The organism is Pseudomonas sp. GW823-FHT02C02 (assembly GCF_058797635.1).
Genome location: NZ_JBXAJV010000005.1, coordinates 78,939 through 101,418, shown reverse-complemented (window position 1 = coordinate 101,418; position 22,480 = coordinate 78,939). Strand labels below are relative to the sequence as shown.

Genomic DNA, 22,480 nt, shown 5'->3' with positions numbered 1-22,480 from the left:
TGTCGCTGCCGCGCTTTCGCCTGTCAGGCAAAGCCGGTAAGGTCGGCGCGTTTACCCTTTGCTCGGAGCACGTTATGCCCGCCCCCGTTCTGTCCGGCCCGCAATACCTGCGCGAAGGTCTCAAATTGGTCTTGAGCCCCAGCCTGCGTTTGTTCGTATTGTTGCCCTTGGTGATCAACCTCGTGCTGTTCGTCGGATTGATCTACCTGGCCAGCCATCAATTCAGCCTGTGGGTCGATACGCTGATGCCGTCCCTGCCCGACTGGCTGAGTTTTCTCAGTTACGTCCTCTGGCCGATTTTTGTCGTGCTGGTGGTTCTGATGGTGTTTTTCACCTTCACCATGCTCGCCAACGTCATCGCCGCGCCGTTCAACGGCTTCCTGGCGGAGAAGGTCGAAGTGGTGGTGCGTGGCACCGATGACTTCCCGGCGTTCAGTTGGGGTGAACTGGTCGCCATGATCCCGCGCACTCTGTCCCGGGAAATGCGCAAACTCGGCTACTTCCTGCCGCGGGCAATCGGGTTGTTCATTCTCTCGTTCATCCCCGTGGTCAACATCATCGCCGCGCCGCTGTGGCTGCTGTTCGGGGTGTGGATGATGGCGATCCAGTACATCGACTACCCGGCGGACAACCACAAACTGGGCTGGAACGAAATGCTCGCCTGGCTGCGCGAGAAGCGCTGGCAGAGCATGAGTTTTGGCGGGATCGTGTACCTGGTGTTGCTGATTCCGGTGGTCAACATCCTGATGATGCCGGCGGCTGTGGCTGGGGCGACGCTGTTCTGGGTGCGTGAGCGCGGAAATTAAGGTCAGAGCATCCGGGGCACAGCTTTCACGCAACAAGGTCTCTGAATCTTACTGAAAAGCCTGTTTTTTCCAGCCACCCGAATGCAGGGTATCCATTCAACAATGGGTGAAAAAAGTGACACCCCCTCCCTCCAGCATTAAAGTAGCGGCATTTACGGAAAGCAGGCACAGCCAGTACGCGCAGTAGCGGTTCAGTGACCGTCGAAAAAGGAAGTAAAAACTCGCTTTTACCTGGTGAGCATTTTACGAACCGCGAGCGCGAAAAAACCGTTACTGGTGCTACTTGAACCCGTGGAAAACGGTCCGACTTCCATGTCGGCAAAACGAAGCAGACGGGACATGTGCATTGAAAAAAGTTGCTATTCTCCAATCTAACTACATCCCGTGGAAGGGATACTTCGACATGATCGCCGCAGTAGACGAGTTTATTCTCTACGACGACATGCAGTACACCCGTCGTGATTGGCGCAATCGCAATCAGATAAAAACTCCGCAAGGTGTGCAGTGGTTGACCGTTCCAGTGCAGGTAAAAGGGAAGTACCATCAAAAAATAAACGAAACCGAGATTGATGGCTCCGACTGGATGGAGGCACACTGGAAGTCTCTAGAGCAAAACTACCGTCGCGCGCCCCACTTTAGTGAAATAGCCTCTTGGTTAGAGCCTCTCTACAAGGCCGACAGCTACAGTCATATATCCCAGTTGAATCTACTTTTCATTCAAGCTATCTGCCAATACCTCGGCATAAAGACATTGATTAGTAGCTCATCTGATTACACGTTGCTGAACGGTAAAACAGAACGTCTGGCCGATCTGTGCGTCCAGGCAGGCGCTTCGGAATATATATCAGGACCCTCTGCAAAGGACTATGTTGACGAAACGGTATTCAATCAGCTGAACATTAAGCTAAACTGGTTCGATTATTCTGACTATGGTGAATACCCTCAACTCTGGGGAGCATTCACGCACGGCGTAACGATTCTCGACTTATTGTTCAATTGCGGGAAAGGCTCATACCAATTCATGAGACATGTCAGCCCATGAAACTTTCTATCGTTGCTACGCTATACCAGTCTTCACCCTACATCGCAGAGTTTTATCAACGTGCCTGCGCTTCTGCCCGACAAGTTGCGGGAGAGGACTTTGAAATTGTATTTGTCAACGATGGCTCGCCCGATAACAGCCTGGAACTGGCAGTTCAGCTTTCACAAGCAGACCATCACGTTGTCGTGGTTGATCTCTCAAGAAATTTCGGTCATCACAAGGCAATGATGACAGGCCTTGCCCATGCAAAAGGCGAACAGGTATTTTTAATAGACAGTGATCTGGAAGAAGAACCAGAGTGGTTGCTGCCATTTACCGATCAAATAAATCACAACGAGTGTGACGTAGTCTATGGCGTTCAGGAGAAACGTAAGGGCGGGCGGATCGAGTCATGGAGTGGGCAGTGGTTTTACCATTTGTTCAAAGCACTCACCGGGTTAGCGTTACCCAAGAATGTTGTCACTGCTCGGTTGATGACTCACCGTTATGTTGAAGCGCTACTGCGTCACGCGGAAAGAGAGATTTTCATGGCCGGCCTATGGTACATCACCGGTTTTGATCAACACCCGCTGTATGTAAAAAAACACAACACGAGTGAGACAACCTATACATTTCGTAAAAAGATGTCGTTACTGGTCAATTCCGTAACTTCATTCAGCAATGCACCGCTGATCGGCATATTTTACATTGGCATCTCAATCTCTCTACTTGCAACTATTTATATTACCTATCTGATCCTGCACTGGTTATTCTTGGCGCAACCGGTCAGCGGTTGGACTTCAGTCATGGCATCCATCTGGTTGCTGGGTGGAATGATCATCTCGTTTATCGGCGTCGTTGGAATCTATCTTTCAAAGATATTCTCTGAGACCAAGCAGCGCCCCTACACAATAGTGAGGCAGATTTATGCAAAAGAACAAGAATGAATTACTGAACGAAGTTGCCAACTATTATTCAGACAAACTATCTCAACATGGAGAGACACCTCAGGGTGTTGACTGGAATGGCACTGAAAGTCAAATATTGAGATTTGAGCAATTATTTAAAATCATCAAGCAAAGTGACAGCTTCTCCGTGAACGATCTGGGGTGCGGATACGGAGCGCTTTATGATTGCCTGAATGAAAGATACACATCCTTTGCCTACACCGGCATCGATATTTCCCAGGGTATGATTGACGCAGCCACAGAGCGTTACAAAGATATGCCACAGGCGCGATTTGTGTTGGCGGGAGAACCAGATGTCATTTCTGACTATTCCATTGCGAGCGGTATTTTCAATGTTCGCCAAGGTCGTTCAGATGTTGAATGGTTAGCCTACGTCGAAGAAACACTAGACGCCCTTGATCGAACGAGCCGGTCCGGCTTCGCCTTTAACTGTCTCACATCGTATTCAGATGCAGATAAAATGCGCGATTACCTTTATTACGCCGATCCCTGCGCTTTGTTCGATCTATGCAAGAAGCGTTACTCCCGAAATGTAGCGATCCTGCATGACTATGACCTCTATGAATTTACTATTCTTGTGAGGAAGGCAGCATGAAAAAAAATCTGGTGATTTTCGGCTTCGGCGATATTGCCCAGCTTGCCTATTATTATTTCCGCACTGATTCCGACTATAACGTTGTCGCTTTTACTATCGACAGATCCTACATAGCCGAACATGAATTTTGTGGCTTGCCCGTTATTCCTTTCGAAGACATCCACAAACAGTACCCCCCTGAATCCAATGATTTTTTTGTAGCATTGAGCTACTCCAAAATCAATACCGTGCGAAAAGAAAAGTATTTAGCAGCCAAAGCGTTAGGCTACCAATTGACCAGCTATATCAGTTCGCGTGCAACAATTTTGAACGAGCAGTCCATTGGCGAGAACTGCTTTATTCTGGAGGACAACACCCTCCAGCCTTTTGTGACAATAGGCAACAATGTTACATTATGGAGTGGAAATCATATTGGTCACCACTCTACGATACATGATCATTGCTTTGTCGCCTCGCACGTCGTTGTTTCTGGCGGAGTCGAGATAGCTGAGCAATGTTTTATTGGCGTCAATGCAACTCTGCGTGACCACATAAAAATCGGTGAGCGAAGTGTAATTGGCGCCGGCACTTTAATACTGACCGATGTCGAAGCAGAAGGCGTGTACATAGGCCCTGCAACTGAACGGTCAAGAGTTCCAAGCAGCAAGTTGAGAAAGATATGACCCATCAATGGCGAAAACTTGGACACATTTACACTCCTTCCGGAGATTCGCCATGGATGCACAGTCATGCAGCCGTGCCATTCTGCGAGCATCTGGTTGATGATGTATTTCGTATTTACTTTACTGCTCGCGATACCCAGAGCCGCTCTCATACTGCTTTTGTCGACGTGGATATCAGGTTCCCCTTCAAGGTATTGAATGTTTCCGAGGATCCTGTACTTGTTCCTGGGTCGCTGGGTGAGTTTGATGACAGCGGTGCAATGGGCTGCTGGCTTCTGAAAAAAGACGACATACGTTATTTGTATTATCAAGGCTGGAACCTAGGATTGACAGTTCCATTCCGAAATTCCATCGGTGTTGCAACAAGCACATCAGGCCATGCATTCAAGCGTTATTCGCCTGGCCCGATTGTAGACCGCTCGATGTTCGAACCCCACTTCACCGCCACACCTTGCGTTTTGGTTGAGGATGGTAAGTGGAGAATGTGGTATTTGTCCTGCACCGAATGGCAAATGGTAAACGGAGTGCCCAAGCACAAGTACCATATAAAATATGCTGAATCTGTTAACGGCATAAACTGGATACGCGAAGGTAAAATCGCGATCGATTATGCTCATGATAAAGAGCATGCGATCTCCAGACCATCAGTCATACATGACGAGGATGGTTGGAAAATGTGGTATTCCTATCGCGGCGAATCCTACCGAATCGGTTACGCCGAGTCAGCAGATGGTATTAGCTGGACAAGAATAGATGACCGGGTAGGCATTGATGTATCGGAAACTGGCTGGGACTCCGAGATGATTGAGTACCCCTTTGTCTTTGACCATGATGGCAAACGCTACATGCTATACAATGGCAACAATTATGGTATTACTGGATTTGGTCTGGCTGTACTCGAATCATGAAACATTATTTTCAATGCTTCACCTCACTCGATTTACTTCAACTCGCAAGATATTACCTGGTTGGCGCACTCGTCAACGCCGGCGGCTACGTTGCATTTCTCGTACTGCTGCATGCAGGAATGGAACCTAAACTCGCGGCATCCGTTCTTTATGTCATTGGCGCATTGGTCAGCTTTGGCCTAAATCGAAAACTGGTCTTTGACAGTGCCGTGCAGATTCGCACGAGTTTGATCCGTTTATTTATCATGCTGCTGGCAGGTTACGTTTTAAACATGCTAATGCTGTATGTATTTGTTGACCTGTACACTGCGCCAGCATGGTTGATTCAAATTATCTCGGTCGTTCTGATTTCCGTCCTGTTCTACCTCGCCAATAAGTTTTATGTTCATGAAAGCGATAACTTATGAAGAACCCTATAAAAAAGAGAAATCTGGTTGTTTTTGTCTACTCCATGTTCAGTTACCTTTCCGGCATGTTATGGATCGTCGTGGATCTACTTCCACACTTTATCAGAAACTTTATTTTTCGCCTTGTGTTCAAAACATACGGACACGAGACAATGCTGGACTATAAAAGTTTTGTCAGATACCCATGGCGTGTTTCTCTTGGAAACGGGGTGGCAATCAATCGGGGTTGTGAATTGTATCCATCCATGCAAACCGATGAAGGTGTCATAACCTTGGAGGATCATGTAGTACTTGGACCAGGTGTCATTATTTTTTCTTCAGGCCATGATTACACCGCCCTCCATCTTCCCGATATCTCCGCGCCCGTAATAGTGAGAAAACACGCGTGGATCGGCGGTAAGAGCATTATCCTCCCCGGCGTCACCATAGGTGAAGGCGCCATTATTGGTGCTGGCTCCGTAGTGACAAAAGACATTCCGCCTTATACCGTTGCCGTAGGGAACCCTGCGAAGGTCATAAAGGCCAGAATACTGACCCAAGGTAAATAAACGTTCAGCACGACACCGAAAGTTTGTTGACTCGGCGGCCACTCGGTCACAAATCCATCATCCCGCCGTCACATCGACGACATGTCCCCAGCCGACACTGGGGTCATGACGACAGCTCTGCATATCACCCTCATCACCGAAACCTTCCCACCGGAAATCAACGGCGTGGCCAATACCCTCGGCCGCTTGTGCGATGGCTTGCGCGCGCGCGGGCATCAGGTCGAACTGGTGCGGCCGCGTCAGGGCTGCGATCTTCTGGCGGCCAGCAGCGATGAGCTGTTGCTGTGTCGCGGCTGGCCATTGCCGGGCTATCCGGGTTTGCAATGGGGTCAGTCGTCGATGCACAAGCTGCTGCGGCGCTGGAAACGTCATCGTCCGGACGTGCTCTACATCGCCACGGAAGGGCCGCTGGGATTGTCGGCGTTGCGAGCGGCGCGGCGTTTGGGGATTTCAGTGGTCAGCGGCTTTCACACCAATTTCCAGCAGTACTCCAATCAATACGGGCTCGGCCTGCTGTCGCGCTTGCTGACTCATTACCTGCGATGGTTTCACAACCGTTCGACGTTGACTCTGGTGCCCAGCATCAGCCAGCGACTGGAACTGGAACGGCGTCATTTCGAACGTCTGGCGTTGTTGTCCCGAGGGGTCGACAGCCAATTGTTTCATCCGGTCAAACGCCTGCAATCTTTACGCGAACAGTGGGGGCTCGCCGAGAAAGACATCGCGGTCATCCACGTCGGACGCCTGGCGCAGGAGAAAAATCTCGGCTTGCTCAAGCGCTGTTTTGACGGCCTGAAGGCCACTTATCCACAGCGCAAACTGAAATTGATCGTGGTCGGCGACGGGCCGCAGCGAGGTTTTTTGGAGAAGGAGCTACCTGACGCGATTTTCTGCGGCTCACAACGAGGCGAAGCGTTGGCCAGTCACTATGCGTCAGCGGACGTATTTCTGTTTCCGAGCCTGACCGAAACCTTCGGCAATGTGGTGCTTGAAGCATTAGCGTCGGGATTGGGGGTGGTGGCCTACGATCAGGCGGCTGCGGCTCAACACATTCGCCATGGCTACAACGGCGTATTGGCGATGCCGGGGGACGAAGAGGCGTTCTGCGATGCTGCGACGTGGTTGCTGGAGGAGCGCGAAACCTTGCGTTGCGTGCGGCTCAATGCGCGCCAGCATGCGAGTCGTCAGGGCTGGGCGGCGATTATCGATCAGTTCGAGGGGCAATTGCGGGGGGCTTGTGTGGGGGAGTTGGCGGTGCCTGAGGCACAGACCTTATCCTGACTGGTGGGTGACATTGAATCCGTCTTCGCGAGCAGGCTCGCTCCCACAAAGGTTCTGCGTCATGCACAAAACCTGTGTGAGCGAGCCGCTCGCGAAGAGGCCCTTCCAGTCGCTGCTTAAACCAGGGTCATCAACGCCTCACGGCTGAACGGCAGGATGTCTTCCTCACGACCATCACGCACTTTCTGCGCCCAGTCCGGGTCGACCAGCAGCGCACGCCCTACCGCCACCAGATCGAACTCGTCGTTGTTCAAACGCTCCAGCAGTTTTTCCAGGCTGGCCGGCTGCGCGATCTTGTCAGTGTTGACCATGAACTGCAGGAACTCGCCATCCAGGCCAACGCTGCCCACTGTGATGGTCGGCTTGCCTGTGAGCTTGCGGGTCCAGCCGGCCAGGTTCAGCTCGGAACCGTCGAACTCCGGTTCCCAGAACCGACGCGTCGAGCAGTGGAAAATGTCCACACCGGCGTCGGACAGCGGCTTGAGGAATTCCCCCAGCGCCTCCGGTGTTTGCACCAGGCGCGCGGTGTAATCCTGCTGCTTCCACTGCGAGAAACGGAAGATGATCGGGAAGCCTTCGCCGACGGCTGCACGCACAGCCTGAATCAATTCGATGGCAAAACGCGAACGGTTGGCCAGACTGCCGCCGTATTCGTCGGTGCGCTGGTTGCTGCCTTCCCAGAAAAACTGGTCCACGAGGTAACCGTGGGCGCCGTGGATTTCCACGCCGTCCATGCCAATGCTTTGGGCGTCTTTAGCGGCTTGGGCGAACGCGGCGATCACGTCCTGGATATCTTGTTTAGTCATGCCGTGAACCACGACCTGACCGTCCTTCAATTTCTCCGACGGACCGTAACCCGGCACGCTGGCATCCGGCTCCGTGCCGATGCGGCGCACGCTGCCCACATGCCATAACTGCGGAACGATCTTGCCGCCCTCGGCGTGGACTGCGTCGACCACTTTCTTCCAGCCGGCCAGCGCGGCCTCACCGTAGAAATGCGGCACGTTCGGATAGCCGTTAGAGGCCTTGTGCCCGACGGTGGTGCCTTCGGTGACGATCAGGCCGACGCCGGCAGCGGCGCGACGACGGTAGTATTCGATCACTTTGGAATTGGGTACGCCGCCCGGGGAGAAGGAGCGGGTCATCGGCGCCATGACGACACGGGTCGGCAGTTCGAGGCTGCCGAGGTGGAACGGTTTGAACAGGGCTTTGACGGGCATGGGACGCTCCACGGGGAAAATGACTTTATGACGGCGATAATATGGAGAGTCGCAAACCTTGAACAGCACTATTGATTTGGGTGATTAAGATCCAAAAGTAAAAGATCGCAGCCTCCTACAGCTCCTACGGGGAAGGTGAACACCCGTAAGGCTGCCGAAGACTGCGATCTTTTGATGTTTCTGTATTTAGCTCAGCGCTTTTTCAATCGCATGGATGACCGTCGGATCATCCGGCGCTGTGCGCGGCGAGAACCGCGCCAGCACTCGGCCGTCCTTGCCCAGCAGGAATTTTTCGAAGTTCCAGGTGATGTCCCCCGGAAACTCCGCACCCTCGCCCGCGAGCAAACGGTACAGCTGATGACGATCGTGACCGTTGACTTCCAGCTTGCTGGACAAAGGAAAGGTCACGCCATAGTTGAGGCTGCAGAATTCCTGGATCTCTTGCTCGGTACCCGGTTCCTGCCCGGCAAACTGGTTGCACGGCAGGCCCAGCACGCTGAAGCCTTTGTCCTTGTATTGCTGGTAGAGGTTTTCCAGCGCCGCGTATTGTGGGGTCAAGCCACATTTGGAAGCGACGTTGACCACAAGCACGACGTGCCCCTTGAGGGGTGCCAGCGGTAGCTCCTGTCCATCCAGGGCTGTCAATTTAAGGTCGTGAAAAGCACTCATGACGAACTCCAGATTCCCGTGTTCTACTCGAAACAGCCACTTGGCGATGTCGCCAGGGACAGCCGCGGACTAAAAAGGCGCCCCTCGGGCGCCTCTCCAGTTCTCTGAGCTTAGCGCAGAAAATCAGTGGTGATGGCCACCTTCGCCATGGACGTGACCATGAGCGACTTCTTCCTGGCTGGCGTCACGGATGGCGATGATCTTGACCTGGAAATTCAGGCGCTGACCGGCCAACGGGTGGTTGCCGTCGACGGTGACATCGTCGCCGTCCAGATCGCGGATGGTAACGATCTGCATCTGGCCGTCCGGCGCGGAAGCGTGGAACTGCATGCCCACTTCCAGTTCGTCGACGCCTTCGAACATGCTGCGGCTCAGGGTGCTGACCAGTTCGGCAGCATATTCGCCATAGGCATCTTCAGGTTCAACGGCTACGGTCAGCTCGTCGCCGACTGCTTTGCCTTCCAGTGCCTTTTCCAGGCCCGGGATGATGTTACCTGCGCCTTGCAGGTAGACCAGCGGCGCGCCGCCGGCGGAGCTGTCGATGACCTCACCAGCGTCGTTGGTCAGGGTATAGTCGATGGAGACAGCCTTATTGGCGGCGATCAGCATGGGGCGAGACCTTTTGCATAAGAATGAAGAATGGCCAAGTTTAGCGAAGCAATCGCCCGAAAGCGAACACAACCCGGACAGACGGATGACGGCGAAAGGCTCGACGGTCACAGGCTTCCATCAAGATGAGGACGGGCACTGGGTGGCCGAGCTTTCCTGCGGTCACACCCAGCACCTGCGCCACCAGCCGCCGTGGCAATCTCGCGCCTGGGTCCTGGACCCCGCGCAACGTATTGAAAAAATAGGCCAGCCCTTTGATTGCGGTTGGTGCGCACAGGCCTCGGTTAGCGATAACCTTGGCGACTGAATTTCGGTAGATCGTCAGCTATAGATGATCGCCATTGCCATGCACCCTTAGAGAATCCGCATGCAAACTTTTTTTATCGCACCCACCGATTTTGGTGTGGGACTGACCTCCATCAGCCTCGGGCTGGTGCGCACCCTTGAGCGCGCCGGCCTCAAAGTCGGCTTTTTCAAACCGATCGCCCAGCCGCATCCGGGTGACACCGGCCCGGAACGCTCCACCGAACTGGTGGCGCGCACCCACGGCTTGAAACCGCCGCAGCCACTCGGTCTGGCTCACGTCGAGCGTATGCTTGGCGACGGTCAGCTGGATGAGCTGCTCGAAGAAATCATCACCCTTTATCAGCAAGCGGCCGTCGGCAAGGACGTGCTGATCGTCGAAGGCATGGTCCCGACCCGCAGCGCCAGTTACGCCGCGCGGGTGAATCTGCACTTGGCAAAAAGCCTCGACGCCGAAGTGATCCTGGTCTCGGCACCGGAAAACGAAGTACTGACCGAACTGTCTGGCCGCGTGGAATTGCAGGCGCAATTGTTCGGAGGCCCCAAAGATCCGAAAGTCCTCGGCGTGATCCTCAACAAGGTCAAGACCGACGAAAGCATGGAGGCGTTCGCTTCGCGCTTGAAGGAACATTCGCCGTTGCTGCGCAGCGGTGATTTTCGCCTGCTCGGCTGCATTCCTTTCCAGCCGGAATTGAACGCGCCGCGCACCCGCGACGTCGCCGACCTGATGGGCGCGCAGATTCTCAATGCCGGCGATTACGAAACCCGGCGCATGACCAAAATCATCATCTGCGCCCGCACCATGCGCAACACTGTGGAGCTGCTCAAGCCCGGCGTGCTGGTGGTGACCCCCGGCGATCGCGACGACATCATCCTCGCCGTCAGCCTCGCCGCCATGAATGGCGTGCCGCTGGCCGGCCTGTTGCTGACCAGCGACACCCTGCCCGATCCGCGCATCATGGACCTGTGCCGTGGCGCATTGCAGGCGGGCTTGCCGGTGTTGTCGGTGAGCACCGGCTCCTATGACACCGCCAACCAGTTGAACGGTCTGAACAAGGAAATCCCGATCGACGACCGCGAGCGCGCGGAGATCATCACCGACTTCGTTGCCAGTCACCTGGATGCCAACTGGCTGCACCAGCGTTGCGGCACTCCGCGCGAAATGCGCCTGTCGCCCGCGGTGTTCCGTTATCAACTGATCCAGCGTGCCCAGGCCGCCAACAAGCGCATCGTCCTGCCCGAAGGCAGCGAGCCGCTGACCGTGCAAGCGGCGGCGATCTGTCAGGCGCGCGGCATCGCTCGTTGCGTGTTGCTGGCGAAACCGGAAGACGTCGAAGCCGTGGCCCGCGCCCAGGGCATCGAGCTGCCGCCGGGGCTGGAGATTCTCGACCCGGACCTGATTCGCGAGCGCTACGTCGAACCGATGGTTGCGCTGCGCAAAAGCAAAAGCCTCAACGCACCGATGGCCGAGCAACAACTGGAAGACACCGTGGTGATCGGCACCATGATGCTGGCGCTGGATGAAGTCGACGGTCTTGTCTCCGGGGTCATCCACTCCACCGCCAACACCATCCGCCCGGCCCTGCAGCTGATCAAGACGGCGCCGGGCTGCACGCTGGTGTCGTCGGTGTTCTTCATGCTGTTTCCCGAAGAAGTGCTGGTCTACGGCGACTGCGTGATGAACCCGCACCCGAGCGCCAGCGAACTGGCCGAGATCGCCCTGCAAAGCGCCGACTCGGCAGCCGCATTCGGCATCACCCCGCGCGTGGCGATGATCAGCTACTCCAGCGGTGAATCGGCCAGCGGCGAAGAAGTCGAAAAGGTTCGCGAAGCGACGCTGCTCGCCCACGAACAACAGAATTCGCTGCTGATCGACGGCCCGTTGCAATACGACGCCGCCGCCAACGAAACCGTGGCCCGGCAACTGGCGCCGAACAGCCAGGTCGCCGGGCGCGCCACGGTGTTCGTGTTCCCCGACCTGAACACAGGCAACACCACGCACAAAGCTGTGCAGCGCAGTGCCGATTGCGTCAGCCTCGGGCCGATGCTGCAAGGCCTGCGCAAACCCGTGAACGACCTGCCGCGCGGCGCGCAAGTCGATGACATCGTGTACACCATCGCGCTGACCGCGATTCAAGCTGCCAACCGACCTTTGGATCTTTAAATGCTGGCTTTTCTACCTGCCGCCGTGCGCGGCGTGATTGCATCGTTGTTGCTGGCGTTAAATACCATTCTGCTGTGCTCGTTTCTGTTCTGCGTAGCGATCATCAAGGTGTTGCCCTTTGCCCTCACCCAGCGCTTCTCGCTCTGGTTGATGAGCCACACCCATGAAGCCTGGATCAGCAACAACAAGGCCTGGATGAACCTGGTCTGCCGCACCCGCTGGCAACTCAGTGGCCTGCAAGGGCTGGACTATAAGCACTCGTACCTGATCACCAGCAACCACCAGAGCTGGGTGGACATCATGGTGTTGCAGTACGTGCTCAACCGGCGCATCCAGCCGCTGAAATTCTTCCTCAAACAGGAACTGATCTGGGTGCCGGTGATTGGCCTGGCCTGGTGGGCGCTCGGTTTTCCGTTCATGAAGCGCTATTCCAAGGCCTACCTGGAAAAGCACCCGGAGAAGAAAGGCAAAGACCTGGAAACCACCCGCAAAACCTGTGACAAGTTTCGCCATAACCCGGTGGGGATTTTCAATTTCGTCGAAGGCACCCGGTTCACTGAAGGCAAGCATTCGCAGCAGAAATCACCGTTCAAGTACCTGCTCAAGCCCAAGGCTGGCGGCATTGCGTTTGTGCTGGATGCGATGGGTGAACAGCTTGAGTCGATCGTCAACGTGACCATTCACTACCCGGCCGGGCGTCCCGGTTACTGGGATCTGCTGTGCGGGAATGTGAAGGATGTGGTGGTGCACTTTCAGGAACTGAAGATTCCGCCGCAGTTCATTGGCAAGAACTACGACCAGGATGGGGAGTATCGGTTGCAGTTTCAGGGCTGGATCAATCAGTTGTGGGAAGACAAGGATGCGTTGCTTGGGCAGATGCATCGGGAGTATCCGGCGAAGTAATCAGGCGCCTGTGCCGGCCTCTTCGCGGGCAAGCCTCGCTCCTACGGATTTGGGGTGATCGCAACCTATGACGCGACACAAACCCGTAGGAGCGAGGCTTGCCGCGAAGGCGTCCGAACAGAAACAAAAAAACCCGCCGATGATCACTCATTGGCGGGTTTTTTATTAACGGCTAACGCTTAGATCGCGCCACGCTTACGCAGCAGATCCAGCACTTGCTTGACGCTTTCTTCCAGCGACAGCGACTGGGTGTCGACGATGAGGTCGGCGTCCAGCGGCACGTCATACGGGAAGGAATCGCCCGGGATGTTATCCCCCGCCGCCGCGTACAAGCCTTGCGGATCACGCTCGGCGCAGACCGTCGGCGAGGCCTGGACGTAGACCGTCAGCAGACGCTCCTTGCCGATCAGTTCCCGAGCCTGCTCACGACCTTCTGCACTCGGCGCCACGAAGGCCGCCAGGGTCAACAGACCGGCCTCGTTGAACTGACGCGCAACGTGCGCGGCACGACGCCAGTTTTCGGTACGCCCGGCGCGATCCTGTGGCAGACCTTTGTTCAGGTCGTGACGCAGGTTCTGACCATCAAGGACAAACACCGCACGACCCAAGTCGAACAGTTTGCGTTCAACCGCGTAAGCCAAGGTGCTTTTGCCCGCGCCCGACAAGCCGCTGAACAACACGGTGGCCGGTTGTTGACCGAAACGCTGGGCGCGTTCTTCGGTGGCCACGTGCGCCAGTTTGCCGTGGTGCGTGCTGCTGCCATGCGCCAACGGCTGGGCGATGATCATGCCGGCGGCCACGGTGCCGTTGGTCAACCGATCGATGACGATGAACGAACCGGTGGTGCGGTTGCTGGCGTAACCGTCCAGTGCGATGGCTGCGTCGAGGCTGACCTTGACCCGACCGATCTCGTTCAGGTTCAACGAGCTGGCAGGACCTTCTTCCAGGGTGTTCACGTCAACACGATTGACGATGCTGGTAATCGAACCCGGCACGTAACTCGTGGCGCGCTTGATGTCGTATTTCTTGCCCGGCAGCATCGGCTCTTCGGCCATCCACACCAGCATGGCGTCGAAGGCGTCGGTCACTTGCGGCTGGTTGTCGGCGTGCACCAGCAAGTCGCCGCGAGAGATGTCGATCTCGTCTTCCATGGTCAGCGTCACCGCTTGACCAGGACCTGCGTGTTCCAGCTCACCTTCGAAAGTGACGATGGATTTCACGCGGCTGCTCTTACCCGACGGCAGCACAACGACTTCGTCGCCCTTGTGCACGACGCCGCTGGCCAGAGTGCCGGCGAAGCCACGGAAGTTCAGGTTCGGACGGTTGACGTACTGCACCGGGAAACGCAGGTCGGTGTAGTTGCGGTCGTTGGCGATCTCGACGGTCTCGAGAATCTCCATCAGCGACTGGCCGGTGTACCACGGCGAGCGCTCGGACTTGTTCACCACGTTGTCGCCTTTCAATGCCGACATCGGCACGAAGGCCATGGTGGTCGGCTTGAACGCGATGCCTTCGGCGAACTTCAGGTAATCGGCCTTGATCGACTCGAACACGGTTTCGTCGAAGCCGTTGAGGTCCATCTTGTTGATGGCGACCACGATGTGCTTGATGCCCAGCAACGAGGCGATGAAGCTGTGGCGGCGGGTCTGGGTCTGCACGCCGTAGCGGGCGTCGACCAGGATGATCGCCAGGTCACAGGTGGACGCACCGGTGGCCATGTTGCGGGTGTACTGCTCATGGCCGGGGGTGTCGGCGATGATGAATTTACGCTTGGCGGTGGAGAAATAGCGGTAGGCGACATCGATGGTGATGCCCTGCTCACGCTCGGCCTGCAGGCCGTCGACCAGCAACGCCAGGTCGATGTCTTCGCCGGTGGTGCCGACTTTTTTCGAGTCGCGGGTGATGGCTTCCAGGTGATCTTCGTAGATCATCTTGGAGTCGTGCAGCAGGCGCCCGATCAGGGTGCTCTTGCCGTCGTCGACGTTGCCACAGGTCAGAAAGCGCAGCATTTCCTTGCGTTCGTGCTGGCCCAGGTAGGCGAGGATGTCCTCGCTGATCAAATCAGATGCGTGACTCATTGCATTCGAGCTCCAAGCTGTAAGCTTCAAGCGGCAAGCTTGTCGGCGTACAGCTACTCAGAAATTTTGTTGATCAAGCCGCATAGCATTCTTGAAAGCTCGCGGGTTTCTTTAATCCAATCGTCAGCCAGAGGATCAGTAATGTAGGCAATATCACGGCCGATGAGGATCTGAGTGCGCAACTCACCACACGAGGCTTTTGCCACCCAAAGAAAATGTACTTTTTCCTTGGCACCACAACGCTCCATCCCTTCAGCAATATTGGAAGGCACCGATAGTGCGGAGCGGGTAATTTGATCCTTGAAGCCAAAATCCCCACATCTCGCAAACTCCCTGTAGATCCTTACCGCCAAACACTTACTTCTCTGCCAGACAATCAGCTTCTCGAAATCCATTGCGAGTCATCCGATAACGACTCGCAGCAACCGGCCACAAGCACCAAACTACGAAATTACGCATACCGCCCTTAACTTGCAGCTTGCCGCTTGTAACTCGAAGCTTAAAAGTACCCCTGACGTTTCTTTTCTTCCATCGAGCCTGCGCCATCGTGATCGATGACCCGGCCCTGGCGTTCGGAAGTTCGCGTCAGGAGCATTTCCTGAATGATGTCGGTCAGGCTGGTGGCCTCGGACTCGACCGCACCGGTCAGCGGGTAGTCACCCAGCGTGCGGAAACGGACTTTTTTCTTGACGATGCGCGCCTTGTCTTCGTCGCTCAGGTGATTGAGCAGGCGTTCGTCGTCGATCATGATCCAGGTGCCATTCATCTCGATGACGTCGCGTTCAGCGGCGAAATACAGCGGCACGATCGGGATGCCTTCGAGGTAGATGTACTGCCAGATGTCCAGTTCGGTCCAGTTCGACAACGGGAACACACGAATGGATTCGCCCTTGTTAACGTTGCCGTTGTAGACGTTCCACAGTTCCGGGCGCTGGTTTTTCGGGTCCCAGCGATGCTTGGTGTCACGGAAGGAGTACACGCGCTCTTTGGCACGGGACTTCTCTTCGTCGCGGCGAGCGCCACCGAAAGCGGCGTCGAAGCCGTACTTGTCGAGAGCTTGTTTCAAGCCTTCGGTTTTCATGATGTCGGTGTGCTTGGCACTGCCGTGGGTCAGCGGGTTGATGCCCTGCGCGACGCCATCGGGATTCACGTGTACCAGCAGGTCAAGGCCGAGTTCTTCGACCATGCGGTCGCGGAACGCGTACATCTCCTTGAACTTCCACCGGGTGTCGACGTGCATCACCGGGAACGGCAGTTTGCCCGGGAAGAATGCCTTGCGCGCAAGGTGCAGCATCACGGCGGAGTCTTTACCGACGGAGTACAGCATCACCGGGTTATCGAACTCGGCGGCGACCTCGCGGATGATGTGGATGCTTTCGGCCTCCAGCTGTTTCAGATGCGTCAGTTTGTCGACCATGGCTACTCACGAAAACGATCTTATGGACGGCCAGCGGGCCGTGTTCGAGCGAGGAATCCTAGCACAGCGTCCTCTTCTAATCAGGACGCGAGCTAGATCGAAAGGGTATATGAATATACCCCCTCGTTTGGGCACCAAAGACCCAGTGGGAGCGAGCTTGCTCGCGATTGCGGTGTATCTGTCACATCAATGTCGCATGTGATGCAGCTATCGCCAGCAGACTCCCACATTTGATTTTTGGTGGTAATCAGATCGGATTCGGACAATCGATGAAGATGTGCTCAAGGGCAAACCGCCGGGCCAGGTAATCACCCAGCGCCTGCACGCCATAGCGCTCGGTGGCGTGATGGCCGGCGGCGATGAAGCTGATGTCGTTTTCCCGGGCGCTGTGGAAGGTCTGCTCGGACGCCTCACCGCTGATATACAAGTCGACGCCAGCCAGCACGGCCTGATCGATGTAACCCTGGCCGCCACCGGTGCACCAGCCGACCCGGCGGATCATCTCGCTGCCTTCGACCAGCAACGGCTCGCGGCCCATGACTTCCTGCACTCGGCGAGCGAAATCACGGGGCGTCATCGGTTCGCTCAACGAGCCAACGAGGCCGACAACCTTGAGATTGTCCGGATCCAGGGGCCCTTCGACCGTGATGTCGAGCTGACGCGCCAGTTGCACGTTGTTACCGACGTCCGGGTGCAGGTCCAGCGGCAAGTGATAGGACAGCAGGCTGATGTCGTGCTTGAGCAGGGTTTTCAACCTACGCTGCTTCATACCGGTGATGCACGGATTCTCGCCTTTCCAGAAATAGCCGTGATGCACCAGCACCAGATCGGCCTGAGCTTCGACCGCGGCATCCAGCAACGCCTGGCTTGCCGTGACGCCGCTTACGATGCGCATCACCTGCGGCCGACCTTCGACCTGCAAGCCGTTGGGGCAGTAATCGGCAATCCTGGCACTGTTTAGGTAACGATCGGCTTCTTCGACCAGGGTGCTCAAGGCGACGGCCATAAAAGACTCCTAAATATCCCGTTCAGAGGCGAGCTGCGCCTCGTATAATGCGCGACATTATGGGCGGTCTCATGCCGCCTGCAACCTCTCAGGACGTGCTTAATGCTCAAGGCGCTGCGTTTTTCCGGCTGGCCGCTGTTGGCCGGCGTGCTTATCGCTCTGTTGATCATCCAGCGTTACCCGCAGTGGGTCGGGCTTCCGAGCCTCGACGTCAACCTGCAGCAAGCCCCGCAAACCACCACGACGCAGCAAGGTCCGGTGTCCTATGCCGACGCGGTCACCATCGCCGCGCCGTCGGTGGTGAACCTGTACACCACCAAAGTCATCAACAAACCGAACCATCCCTTGTTTGAAGACCCGCAGTTCCGGCGCTTCTTCGGCGACAACTCGCCCAAGCAGAAGCGCATGGAGTCGAGCCTGGGTTCCGGGGTGATCATGAGTCCGGAAGGTTATTTGCTGACCAATAACCATGTCACCAGCGGCGCCGACCAGATCGTGGTCGCGCTCAAGGATGGTCGCGAAACCCTGGCCCGCGTCATCGGCAGCGACCCGGAAACCGACCTCGCGGTGCTGAAAATTGACCTGAAAAACCTGCCGTCGATCACCGTCGGTCGCTCCGACAACATCCGAATCGGTGACGTCGCCCTGGCCATCGGCAACCCGTTCGGCGTCGGTCAGACCGTGACCATGGGCATCATCAGCGCCACTGGCCGTAACCAATTGGGCCTGAACAACTACGAAGATTTCATCCAGACCGACGCTGCGATCAACCCCGGCAACTCCGGCGGTGCACTGGTGGATGCCAACGGCAACCTGACCGGCATCAACACGGCGATCTTCTCCAAGTCCGGCGGCTCGCAAGGCATCGGTTTTGCGATCCCGGTCAAACTGGCCATGGAAGTGATGAAGTCGATCATCGAACACGGGCAGGTGATTCGCGGCTGGCTCGGCATCGAAGTGCAACCGTTGAGTCAGGAACTGGCGGAGTCGTTTGGTCTGTCGGGGCGCCCGGGCATTGTGGTCGCAGGGATTTTCCGTGACGGTCCGGCGCAGAAGGCTGGCCTGCAATTGGGTGACGTGATCCTCAGCATCGACGGCGAACCGGCCGGTGATGGTCGGCGTTCGATGAATCAGGTCGCGCGAATCAAACCGACCGACAAGGTCACCATTCAGGTGATGCGCAACGGCAAAGAGCTCAAGCTCACGGCTGAGATCGGCCTGCGTCCGCCGCCGGCGCCGGTTAAAGAGAAAGAAGAAAACTGACCCTGTCCCGAGGATCGCTGGCTAACAGCAGACATTCTCATTAGGCATGTTATATTGTTTCAATATCACTATTGGAACAACATAACATGTCGTCTCGCACAATGGCTTCCGTGGCAGGTCTTGCCCTCGGCCTGCTGGTGGATCCGGTCTTCGCCGAAGAGCCCGGCACCCTCGAACTGGACGCCATCAGCGTCACCTCCGACTACGAATCGCCCACCGGCCCGGTCCAGGGCTACCGTGCCACGCGGTCTGCCAGCGCGACCAAAACCGATACCGCGATCCGCGACATCCCGCAATCCATCAGCGTGATTCCCGTCAGTGTGCTCAATGACCTGGGCAGCACCAGTGTCGAGCGCGCCCTGGATTTTGCTGGCGGTGTGTCGAAGCAGAACAACTTCGGAGGCCTGACGCTTTACGAATACAGCGTGCGCGGCTTTACCACCTCGGAATTCTACAAGGACGGCTTCAGCGCCAACCGGGGTTATCCGAGCACCCCGGACGTCGCTAACATCGAGCGCATCGAAGTACTCAAAGGACCCGCCGCCAGTCTCTACGGGCGCGGCGATCCGGGCGGCACGGTGAACATCGTCACCAAGAAACCCCAGCCCGAAGCATTCACCACCCTGCAAACCAGCGCCGGCAGTTGGGACCGCTATCGCACCGCCCTCGACGTCAACACGCCGCTGGATGACGAAGCCAACGTGCTGTCGCGAATCAACCTGGCCGTCGAGGACAACCACAGCTTCCGCGATCACGTCGACAGCCAGCGAGTGTTTGTCGCGCCCTCCTTCAGTTGGCAACTGAACCCGGACACCAGCCTCTTGGTGGAGAGCGAATTCGTCCGTCACAGCTCCACGTTCGATCGCGGCATCGTCGCGCCGAACAACAAATGGAGTGGCGTGTCCCGTTCGACGTTCCTTGGCGAACCCAATGACGGCAACATCGACAACCACAACAACCTGCTGCAAGCAGCCCTCGAACACCATCTCAATGACAACTGGAAGCTGCGCCTGGCCAGCCATTACAAGGAAGGCAAACTCTGGGGCTACGCTTCCGAAAGTCGCCCGCTGAGTGCCGACGGCCACACTGTGAATCGGCGCTATCGCGAGCGCGACACAAACTGGCACGACAGCATCACCCAACTCGAATTGCGCGGTCTGTTCGACCTCGGCAGTTGGCAGCACGAACTGCTGATTGGCAGCGAGTATGAAAACTTCCGCAAGAACGAACGGGTCACGACCATTGCCGGCGGCCCCTACGCTATCGACATTTATCAACCCGTCTACGGTCAGCCGAAACCCAACGGTAAGCGCTCCGGCACCGACCTTTTTGAACACGTCGAAAGCCGGGCGCTGAACCTGCAGGACCAGATTGTCTTCACCGACAAACTGCGCGGCATGCTCGGTGCACGCTTCGAACATTTCGAGCAAAGCATCGACGATCACAGCCGCGGTGCCACCAGCCGCCAAAGCCACGACGCACTGACCCAACGGGCCGGCCTGCTTTATCAGCTGACACCCGAAGTCGGGCTGTTCGCCAACGCCTCCACCTCGTTCAAGCCGAACAACGGCCTGGACGCTGGCGGCCAATCCTTCGACCCGGAAGAAGGCGTCGGTTACGAAGTCGGGATCAAGAGCGAGCTGTTCGACGACCGCTTGAGCACCACCCTCGCCGCCTTCCATATTGAAAAGGAAAACGTCCTTGCACTAGACCCGGGCACGGACACCAGCCGCGCCATGGGCAAGGCCCGCAGCCAGGGATTCGACCTGCAAGTCACCGGGCAAGTGACCGACGCCGTGCGGGTGATCGGTGCCTTCGCCTACATCGACGCCGAGGTCACCGAGGGCGACAAGGTAATTCCCACCGGCAGCCGAATCCTCGGCGTCGCCAAGCGCAGCGGCAGCCTGCTGGGCGTTTATGAATTTCAGGATGGCCATTTACGAGGCTCCGACGTCGGCGCGGCGTTCACTTACGTCGGCGATCGTTCAGGCGAATCCGGCAGCGATTTCGAGCTGCCGTCCTACCACACCGTCGACCTTCTGGCCCATTACAAGGCCAGCAAAAACGTCACTGTCGGCCTGAACCTGAACAACCTTTTCGACGAGAAATACTACGAGCGCTCCTACAGCAATTACTGGGTCAACCCCGGTGAGCCGCGCAATTTCACCGTCAGCCTCACACTCAATCTGTAAAAGGAAGTTCCCATGCAAAACCTCAAACCCGCACTGCTCAGCCTGCTGCTCGGCCTGTTGTTTACCGGCCAGGTCTCGGCCCATGGTCTCTGGACCGAACAGCGTCGCGGCAACATCGAAGTGATTTACGGCCACGGCGCCGAAGACAACGCCTTCAAGGCACAAAAAATCAGCGGCGCCTGGGCTTATGACGTCAACGGCAAAATGATCCCGGTGACCGTCCAGCGCCTGGCCGATCACGCACGTCTGCAACCGCTGAAGCCGCCTGCCGTGATGGCGGTGGCGCTGGACAACGGCATGTGGTCGCAAACGGCGGATAAAAAATGGATCAACGAAGGACGCAGCAAAGTGCCGGGGGCCATCGAGTCGACACAGACGTTCAAATACAGCCTGGCGATTTATCAGCCTGGGGCGAAGTTACCCAAGCTTGATCAGATGAAACTGCTGATTCTGCCGGAGGTTGATCCTCTGACGGTCGGACCGGGCAAGTTGCTGCCCGTGCAGGTGTTATTGGATGGGAAGCCGGCGGCGGGGGTGAAGTTGATTGGCGACTATCGAAGTGCGCCGAATACATTGAGTACCGAGACAGATGAGGACGGGCGTGCGCAGGTGGTGGTGCGTAATGAAGGGTTGAACGTGATTTCGGCGCAGATGGAGATCGTGCTGAAGGACAATCCGGATGTGGCGACGCGGGGGGTGTTCAGTTCGCTGACGTTTCTGGGCGAACCGCATCACGAGTAACCCTCTGTAGGCGCGCACGGTGCGGCGGTCCGACTTGCCCGTGGAGAACGATGGCGTGGCGTAACAGCTGCATCGCGTCAGGGTTCTTCGCGGCCAGAACTATCTTCCTGCCACACCTGAAGTATTTGATATTCAAGAACAGAAACTTATTCCAAATAAAGCTAATGAACTGTCATTTATGACAGTACCTTTCGAAAGCTCCCGTCGTTAACGTTAATACCGCAGGAGGAATGACGCTTTTGTCTTCCACTCTTAATTTGACCGAAGGGAGCTTTATTCATGGCCACACAAAAATCTCAAAAGGACTCAGGTACTTTTAATGCAACAATCAGTGTTGACCCTCACTTTAGTGCGGCCGAAGTTAAACTTCACAAGTTTGCGGGGGAAAAACCTGCTGGATATATCCGCGGGACAAAAAACACGCTTTCAATTTTTATCGGATTTCCGACTGGAATCGTCGACAATCAAAAAGTAACAAAAAAATACCCAGATGATTTCAACGAGAACGATCCTAAGTGGGTTCTCTTTGACGGTACGAACAGCCACCATGTTAAAACCGGTTCGATAACAGTGACGTTCACTGAAGGCATGACAAAGGCCAAAGGTGAATTTGAGTTCATCACAGATGATTCATCGCCGCGGACAGTTACCGGCGAGTTTGACGTACAACAAAGCTGATCCGTTACAGCGACGGCACTGATCAGGCTCCTACTTCCAAG

The 22,480-nt window shown here is 56.2% G+C and carries 23 protein-coding genes; 16 read left to right on the top strand and 7 right to left on the bottom strand.

Annotated features, from left to right (window positions below):
* The first annotated feature begins 74 nt into the window (after positions 1-74).
* From cysZ to AC1ROI_RS10430, 9 genes are all read left to right on the top strand, one after another.
* Positions 75-806: a sulfate transporter CysZ gene (gene cysZ / locus AC1ROI_RS10470; RefSeq protein WP_102594612.1), complete on the top strand. Its 732-nt coding sequence runs from the start codon at positions 75-77 to the stop codon at positions 804-806.
* 346 nt (positions 807-1,152) lie between these two features.
* A complete protein-coding gene (locus AC1ROI_RS10465; RefSeq protein WP_102594604.1) occupies positions 1,153-1,848 on the top strand; it encodes a WbqC family protein in 696 nt (231 codons plus the stop codon).
* Positions 1,845-2,774, top strand: a complete 930-nt coding sequence (locus tag AC1ROI_RS10460) for a glycosyltransferase family 2 protein (RefSeq protein ID WP_102594605.1) — start codon at positions 1,845-1,847, stop codon at positions 2,772-2,774. Before AC1ROI_RS10465 ends, AC1ROI_RS10460 begins: the two co-directional genes overlap by 4 nt.
* Positions 2,755-3,390 (top strand): class I SAM-dependent methyltransferase, encoded by a 636-nt coding sequence (locus AC1ROI_RS10455; RefSeq protein WP_102594606.1) that lies wholly within the window; start codon positions 2,755-2,757, stop codon positions 3,388-3,390. The genes AC1ROI_RS10460 and AC1ROI_RS10455 overlap by 20 nt, the downstream gene beginning before the upstream one ends.
* The gene (locus AC1ROI_RS10450; protein WP_102594607.1) at positions 3,387-4,052 is read left to right on the top strand and encodes an acetyltransferase; all 666 of its coding nucleotides are present in this window, start codon (positions 3,387-3,389) and stop codon (positions 4,050-4,052) included. The genes AC1ROI_RS10455 and AC1ROI_RS10450 overlap by 4 nt, the downstream gene beginning before the upstream one ends.
* Entirely contained in the window at positions 4,049-4,960 is a 912-nt protein-coding gene (locus tag AC1ROI_RS10445; protein ID WP_102594608.1) for a glycoside hydrolase family protein, read from the top strand. Before AC1ROI_RS10450 ends, AC1ROI_RS10445 begins: the two co-directional genes overlap by 4 nt.
* Entirely contained in the window at positions 4,957-5,367 is a 411-nt protein-coding gene (locus tag AC1ROI_RS10440; RefSeq protein WP_102594609.1) for a GtrA family protein, read from the top strand. Before AC1ROI_RS10445 ends, AC1ROI_RS10440 begins: the two co-directional genes overlap by 4 nt.
* Positions 5,364-5,915 (top strand): acyltransferase, encoded by a 552-nt coding sequence (locus AC1ROI_RS10435; RefSeq protein ID WP_102594610.1) that lies wholly within the window; start codon positions 5,364-5,366, stop codon positions 5,913-5,915. The genes AC1ROI_RS10440 and AC1ROI_RS10435 overlap by 4 nt, the downstream gene beginning before the upstream one ends.
* Positions 5,916-5,996: 81 nt before the next feature.
* A complete protein-coding gene (locus tag AC1ROI_RS10430; RefSeq protein WP_102599716.1) occupies positions 5,997-7,196 on the top strand; it encodes a glycosyltransferase family 4 protein in 1,200 nt (399 codons plus the stop codon).
* A 116-nt stretch (positions 7,197-7,312) separates the two neighbouring features.
* On the opposite strand, the gene AC1ROI_RS10425 is transcribed toward AC1ROI_RS10430, so the two are convergent.
* From AC1ROI_RS10425 to AC1ROI_RS10415, 3 genes are all read right to left on the bottom strand, one after another.
* Entirely contained in the window at positions 7,313-8,416 is a 1,104-nt protein-coding gene (locus tag AC1ROI_RS10425) for an NADH:flavin oxidoreductase (RefSeq protein ID WP_077747433.1), read from the bottom strand.
* Positions 8,417-8,602: 186 nt separating this feature from the next.
* On the bottom strand, positions 8,603-9,085 hold the full coding sequence (locus AC1ROI_RS10420; RefSeq protein ID WP_010463268.1) for a glutathione peroxidase: 483 nt from the start codon (positions 9,083-9,085) through the stop codon (positions 8,603-8,605).
* Positions 9,086-9,208: 123 nt separating this feature from the next.
* Positions 9,209-9,694: an FKBP-type peptidyl-prolyl cis-trans isomerase gene (locus AC1ROI_RS10415; protein WP_010463269.1), complete on the bottom strand. Its 486-nt coding sequence runs from the start codon at positions 9,692-9,694 to the stop codon at positions 9,209-9,211.
* Between AC1ROI_RS10415 and AC1ROI_RS10410 the strand changes: the two genes are divergently transcribed.
* The 3 genes from AC1ROI_RS10410 to yihG are packed head-to-tail and all read left to right on the top strand — an operon-like array spanning position 9,663 to position 13,064.
* Entirely contained in the window at positions 9,663-10,001 is a 339-nt protein-coding gene (locus AC1ROI_RS10410; protein ID WP_042932938.1) for a DUF3565 domain-containing protein, read from the top strand. The two genes, AC1ROI_RS10415 and AC1ROI_RS10410, sit on opposite strands and share 32 nt — an antisense overlap.
* A gap of 60 nt (positions 10,002-10,061) precedes the next feature.
* Complete coding sequence (gene pta / locus AC1ROI_RS10405; protein WP_010463273.1) at positions 10,062-12,161, top strand: phosphate acetyltransferase; 2,100 nt, start codon at positions 10,062-10,064, stop codon at positions 12,159-12,161.
* A complete protein-coding gene (gene yihG, locus AC1ROI_RS10400; RefSeq protein WP_102595288.1) occupies positions 12,162-13,064 on the top strand; it encodes a 1-acylglycerol-3-phosphate O-acyltransferase, YihG family in 903 nt (300 codons plus the stop codon).
* 179 nt (positions 13,065-13,243) lie between these two features.
* Here the strand turns inward: yihG and cysN are convergent, their stop codons facing one another.
* The 4 genes from cysN to AC1ROI_RS10380 all read right to left on the bottom strand — a co-directional run bounded on the left by cysN (position 13,244) and on the right by AC1ROI_RS10380 (position 17,565).
* Positions 13,244-15,142 carry a sulfate adenylyltransferase subunit CysN gene (gene cysN / locus AC1ROI_RS10395; protein ID WP_010463277.1) on the bottom strand — a complete coding sequence of 633 codons (1,899 nt, stop codon included), beginning with the start codon at positions 15,140-15,142 and terminating at the stop codon, positions 13,244-13,246.
* A 53-nt stretch (positions 15,143-15,195) separates the two neighbouring features.
* Positions 15,196-15,537 (bottom strand): four helix bundle protein, encoded by a 342-nt coding sequence (locus AC1ROI_RS10390; protein WP_010463279.1) that lies wholly within the window; start codon positions 15,535-15,537, stop codon positions 15,196-15,198.
* A gap of 104 nt (positions 15,538-15,641) precedes the next feature.
* Positions 15,642-16,559 (bottom strand): sulfate adenylyltransferase subunit CysD, encoded by a 918-nt coding sequence (gene cysD / locus AC1ROI_RS10385; RefSeq protein WP_010463281.1) that lies wholly within the window; start codon positions 16,557-16,559, stop codon positions 15,642-15,644.
* A gap of 247 nt (positions 16,560-16,806) precedes the next feature.
* Positions 16,807-17,565 carry a Nif3-like dinuclear metal center hexameric protein gene (locus AC1ROI_RS10380; RefSeq protein ID WP_010463283.1) on the bottom strand — a complete coding sequence of 253 codons (759 nt, stop codon included), beginning with the start codon at positions 17,563-17,565 and terminating at the stop codon, positions 16,807-16,809.
* Between the two features lie 102 nt (positions 17,566-17,667).
* On the opposite strand from AC1ROI_RS10380, the gene algW reads away from it, so the two are divergent.
* The 4 genes from algW (at position 17,668) to AC1ROI_RS10360 (ending at position 22,439) form a co-directional block, all read left to right on the top strand.
* A complete protein-coding gene (algW, locus tag AC1ROI_RS10375; protein WP_010463285.1) occupies positions 17,668-18,828 on the top strand; it encodes a Do family serine endopeptidase AlgW in 1,161 nt (386 codons plus the stop codon).
* A gap of 86 nt (positions 18,829-18,914) precedes the next feature.
* The gene (locus tag AC1ROI_RS10370) at positions 18,915-21,020 is read left to right on the top strand and encodes a TonB-dependent siderophore receptor (protein ID WP_102595289.1); all 2,106 of its coding nucleotides are present in this window, start codon (positions 18,915-18,917) and stop codon (positions 21,018-21,020) included.
* Between the two features lie 12 nt (positions 21,021-21,032).
* The gene (locus tag AC1ROI_RS10365) at positions 21,033-21,761 is read left to right on the top strand and encodes a DUF4198 domain-containing protein (RefSeq protein ID WP_083375012.1); all 729 of its coding nucleotides are present in this window, start codon (positions 21,033-21,035) and stop codon (positions 21,759-21,761) included.
* 279 nt (positions 21,762-22,040) lie between these two features.
* Positions 22,041-22,439: a hypothetical protein gene (locus tag AC1ROI_RS10360; RefSeq protein ID WP_083375013.1), complete on the top strand. Its 399-nt coding sequence runs from the start codon at positions 22,041-22,043 to the stop codon at positions 22,437-22,439.
* Positions 22,440-22,480 lie beyond the last annotated feature (41 nt).

Excerpts from the sequence above, each read along its gene's own strand:
- cysZ (WP_102594612.1), top strand. The coding sequence starts at position 75 with ATGCCCGCCCCCGTTCTGTCCGGCCCGCAATACCTGCGCGAAGGTCTC.
- AC1ROI_RS10460 (WP_102594605.1), top strand. The coding sequence starts at position 1,845 with ATGAAACTTTCTATCGTTGCTACGCTATACCAGTCTTCACCCTACATC.
- AC1ROI_RS10455 (WP_102594606.1), top strand. The coding sequence starts at position 2,755 with ATGCAAAAGAACAAGAATGAATTACTGAACGAAGTTGCCAACTATTAT.
- AC1ROI_RS10450 (WP_102594607.1), top strand. The coding sequence starts at position 3,387 with ATGAAAAAAAATCTGGTGATTTTCGGCTTCGGCGATATTGCCCAGCTT.
- AC1ROI_RS10445 (WP_102594608.1), top strand. The coding sequence starts at position 4,049 with ATGACCCATCAATGGCGAAAACTTGGACACATTTACACTCCTTCCGGA.
- AC1ROI_RS10440 (WP_102594609.1), top strand. The coding sequence starts at position 4,957 with ATGAAACATTATTTTCAATGCTTCACCTCACTCGATTTACTTCAACTC.
- AC1ROI_RS10435 (WP_102594610.1), top strand. The coding sequence starts at position 5,364 with ATGAAGAACCCTATAAAAAAGAGAAATCTGGTTGTTTTTGTCTACTCC.
- AC1ROI_RS10430 (WP_102599716.1), top strand. The coding sequence starts at position 5,997 with ATGTCCCCAGCCGACACTGGGGTCATGACGACAGCTCTGCATATCACC.
- AC1ROI_RS10425 (WP_077747433.1), bottom strand. The coding sequence starts at position 8,416 with ATGCCCGTCAAAGCCCTGTTCAAACCGTTCCACCTCGGCAGCCTCGAA.
- AC1ROI_RS10420 (WP_010463268.1), bottom strand. The coding sequence starts at position 9,085 with ATGAGTGCTTTTCACGACCTTAAATTGACAGCCCTGGATGGACAGGAG.
- AC1ROI_RS10410 (WP_042932938.1), top strand. The coding sequence starts at position 9,663 with ATGGAGACAGCCTTATTGGCGGCGATCAGCATGGGGCGAGACCTTTTG.
- AC1ROI_RS10415 (WP_010463269.1), bottom strand. The coding sequence starts at position 9,694 with ATGCTGATCGCCGCCAATAAGGCTGTCTCCATCGACTATACCCTGACC.
- pta (WP_010463273.1), top strand. The coding sequence starts at position 10,062 with ATGCAAACTTTTTTTATCGCACCCACCGATTTTGGTGTGGGACTGACC.
- yihG (WP_102595288.1), top strand. The coding sequence starts at position 12,162 with ATGCTGGCTTTTCTACCTGCCGCCGTGCGCGGCGTGATTGCATCGTTG.
- cysN (WP_010463277.1), bottom strand. The coding sequence starts at position 15,142 with ATGAGTCACGCATCTGATTTGATCAGCGAGGACATCCTCGCCTACCTG.
- AC1ROI_RS10390 (WP_010463279.1), bottom strand. The coding sequence starts at position 15,537 with ATGGATTTCGAGAAGCTGATTGTCTGGCAGAGAAGTAAGTGTTTGGCG.
- cysD (WP_010463281.1), bottom strand. The coding sequence starts at position 16,559 with ATGGTCGACAAACTGACGCATCTGAAACAGCTGGAGGCCGAAAGCATC.
- AC1ROI_RS10380 (WP_010463283.1), bottom strand. The coding sequence starts at position 17,565 with ATGGCCGTCGCCTTGAGCACCCTGGTCGAAGAAGCCGATCGTTACCTA.
- algW (WP_010463285.1), top strand. The coding sequence starts at position 17,668 with ATGCTCAAGGCGCTGCGTTTTTCCGGCTGGCCGCTGTTGGCCGGCGTG.
- AC1ROI_RS10370 (WP_102595289.1), top strand. The coding sequence starts at position 18,915 with ATGTCGTCTCGCACAATGGCTTCCGTGGCAGGTCTTGCCCTCGGCCTG.
- AC1ROI_RS10365 (WP_083375012.1), top strand. The coding sequence starts at position 21,033 with ATGCAAAACCTCAAACCCGCACTGCTCAGCCTGCTGCTCGGCCTGTTG.
- AC1ROI_RS10360 (WP_083375013.1), top strand. The coding sequence starts at position 22,041 with ATGGCCACACAAAAATCTCAAAAGGACTCAGGTACTTTTAATGCAACA.